Below are 3,299 nucleotides of genomic sequence, written 5' to 3'. Positions count from 1 at the left end.
GGCATCGCCGCCAGCGAGCAGTTGGTCGAGTAAATCAGCCGGAATCAACGGCTCCTTGCGTCGGGACATAGTGGGTCTCCTTCTTCCCCATTATACCCGCCCACACACGGAAATCCTGACAGTCCCCATGCATCTGCGCTACCTTTTTCGCATCCAGCGTATTATCATACGCCAAATCAGCCAATGTCTGTCGCAAGCGGTGGAAATGGCGAAGTCGATGCTGGCTGATCTGACGATCATCCTGTTTGGTCAGTGCAAGTGCGAGTGCACCACCGATTTGGTCGGCACAGAGGCTGGAGGTGTTGTCATTAACATTGTCGTCGATTGCTTCCATGGCAGCAACCAAAGCTCGCCCCCATGCCTTTCCACCTGAGATCGGCATTGCGGCATGCTCTTCAGGGCATGCTAACCATTGTTTAAGCCATCCAGTCGGCAAGTGAAAGGAAAGGTTGCGGCTCCCCGCGCTTGTCGTAAGCGTATACTTCTCTTGCCCGTTCACAAGAATGCAGTCACCCGGATTTATCTCAGTTTCTCGACCGCACTGACATAAAAAGGCATTGCCTCCCATAATGTAAACCAGTTCAAACTGGTCGAACTTGCTGCGGCGGATCGCTGCGGATGTCCTATTGATAACCTGTCCGAACCCTACACTGATCTGGCTCAAGCGGATCGGACCCAAGGACTGCTGAACAATTGTGGCATCAAGCGAAACATTCTCATCGAAGGGTTTGATCTCGATATCGAAGACCGCCTCACATGTCGCTGCTCGCCAATATTCGAGTTCAGCGCCTGGCGCAGATTCTGTGGCCCAAATACGTTTCTCTGACATCTCTCCTACCCTTTTTTATCTGAAATCCATGATGAGGGCAGATTTTATTACTATTATTTCAACGCATATTATGTGGTTATGATACCCCCAAGCACATGTGCGGCGGTAGTGATGATGGAAGGCACTCATGACTCGAATCCACCACAGATTAGTGATAGATCGACAGCTTCTCACTCCTTCACTTCCTATTACGGGGCATGCCTTCAACTGTTTGTGCGCACTCACAACAGCTGAAGGGCAAACAGCCTTGTATTGTTAAGAATACGACCGGAGCAGCTTACCACTCCGGTCAATATCGGTCAGATTTGAAAAGAGTATCGACGATACCTAAATCGTTTCAGTATTCTCTGTAATGTCCTCAGCTAAGGGTGCTGGTGAACGCCTTGATTGCAGCTGTTGTCTCCTCTGGTGCATCCACATTTACATGATGGCCAGCATTGGCGATCGTGACAAGTTTGGCACCTGGGGTTGCCGCTGCCATTTGTTCGCCAAGGGCAGGGCGGCTATCATAGGGTGCCCAAATCACCAGAGTCGGGCATTTGATTTCACCCAGACGGGGTGTAATGTCGACATAACTTCTGGGGACATTGAATAGCATTTGAACACTTTTGCGTGAATGGGAGAGCAATACCCCGATCTCGTTCTCAAAACGCTGGGGATCCCGCTCCGCGAAGTCGGGAGCGTGAAGATACCCTTTGGAGAAAGTAATTGCCGCTTCACGGCGCTCACACTCGTTGCCTTCAGCCATAATTTTGGTGAACTGGTCTAGCTTCTCAAGTGCGGCAGGCGGTGGTCCGCCTGGCCCACCGCACATATTCACCAGTGCCCTGACGCGATCCGGGTATTTGAGTGCCACCCGCATTCCGATAGCGCCACCTTGCGATACGCCCGCAAGGATCGCCTGCTTTTCACCTAGCAGGGTAATGATAGTGGCGACATCCTCGACCAGATCATCTGCGGTCCAGCCCGCAGGGTTAAAACCGGATTCAGCATGCCCCGGCCAATCGAATGCGACACAGCGGAACGAAGCAGACAGAGCCTCAACTTGCGGAAGCATAAGTTGCTTGCCCCCGGTTGTGCCATGCATCAACAGCAATAGCGGGCCTGCACCATCCTCGATGCAGGCATAATCTGTTCCGTTCACGTTAAGCGAATATTTCTTCATTTTCCGTAGCTCCTCGATGTCTGGTGGCAAATCTTAATGGAACGAAGCAGCTCCACGAACAACGTCGACCAGCCAGCGGCAGTCGTCAGGCTCCGCATTTCCCCGCCATGCTACATGCTGATCGGGACGGATGAGCACAAGCTTGCGTTCATAGAGCGAACGCGCCTCATCGCTATCGAGCAAGAAGACTTTGAGCGGAATGCCCACCTCAGCAGCGGCGGCTTCCAGTGCCGTTGTGTCCACCGCTGGATCCAGCTTTAACAAGCAGAAGTCAGGCCCAAAATGGTCATAAATGGAGTTGCCCTCGCTAAGCCACAGGTGCGGCGCACGGCAGCCAGCCACTGAGGACGGTGTGTATTCGCCATACTGCAGGGGTGGAAGTTCCGTTCCGTCACCTACAACGATGGGCGAAGAAGTGTAGCGGTAGCCAAACTGGGCGCCAAAGCTGCGCGACTGTTGCGTCTTTTCACGAATGATAAATTCGCGGACTTCCTCGCGGGCCTTTTCCCCTCGTTCGGAATCCTCCTCCATGTACGGACGAACCAGGGCTTTGCCGGAGACCTTGTTGTTGTGCGCTGCACCCTCAATGATATATTTGCAGACGTCTCTACGTTCGAGCGTGTAGGTTTCGAGGAGTCGTGGTCCTCCCCATCCTTGTAGAATAGCGGCGATCTTCCAACCGGCGTCGACCGCGTCTCCGATACCCATGTTCATCCCGAAGCCGCCAAATGGCGAAGTCAGGTGCGCTGCATCGCCAATCAATAGTGCTCGACCGAAATTGAAGCTGGCTGCAAGGCGGACTTGGCTTCCGAAATAGCGCCCTTGCGGTTCAAATACTTCGAACTCCTCGCCGATACTGCGGTAGAGCATGTTTCGGAACGTCGGCCAGTCATCTGCTTCCACACCTTCCGGCATAGGCGTTACATGATAAAGCCAGTGTCCCTCCGCGGTTTGCGGAATGAGAATGTCGCCATAGCAATCCTCATTCAGGAAAAAGGTCATTGAGGACAGCTGCGTTCTGGCGAACAGCTTTGCAAGATCTGGTGCCCGGAAATACCAGGCCTGATTGTAGAACAGGGTCTCCCCTTCCATACGAAGATTAAGCTTCCTTCTGAATTCCGATTGTGCGCCGTCGGCAATGATGAAATATTGTGAGGGCACAGTCTTTGTTCCGCTCTGGGGGACTGTCAGGATTTCCGTGTGTGGGCGGGTATAATGGGGAAGAAGGAGACCCACTATGTCCCGACGCAAGGAGCCGTTGATTCCGGCTGATTTACTCGACCAACTGCTCGCTGGCGGCGATGC

The 3,299-nt window shown here is 53.3% G+C and carries 3 protein-coding genes; all 3 read right to left on the bottom strand.

Translation table 11 applies throughout. The features are described 5' to 3' along the window. Positions 1 to 34: 34 nt before the first annotated feature. Positions 35 to 829, bottom strand: coding sequence for an AraC-like ligand-binding domain-containing protein (locus EQG66_RS15145; RefSeq protein ID WP_129405339.1), 795 nt, complete (start codon positions 827 to 829; stop codon positions 35 to 37). Between the two features lie 358 nt (positions 830 to 1,187). Continuing rightward, positions 1,188 to 1,994 (bottom strand): alpha/beta fold hydrolase, encoded by an 807-nt coding sequence (locus tag EQG66_RS15140; protein ID WP_129405338.1) that lies wholly within the window; start codon positions 1,992 to 1,994, stop codon positions 1,188 to 1,190. Between the two features lie 33 nt (positions 1,995 to 2,027). Further along, positions 2,028 to 3,299, bottom strand: a 1,272-nt coding sequence (locus EQG66_RS15135) for an FAD-dependent monooxygenase (RefSeq protein ID WP_129405337.1), incomplete at its 5' end; no start/stop codon positions are given.

Source organism: Sphingobium fluviale, assembly GCF_004122115.1.
In the GTDB taxonomy this organism is placed as follows: Bacteria; Pseudomonadota; Alphaproteobacteria; order Sphingomonadales; family Sphingomonadaceae; genus Sphingobium; species Sphingobium fluviale.
This window is presented reverse-complemented; position numbering and strand designations above follow the sequence as displayed.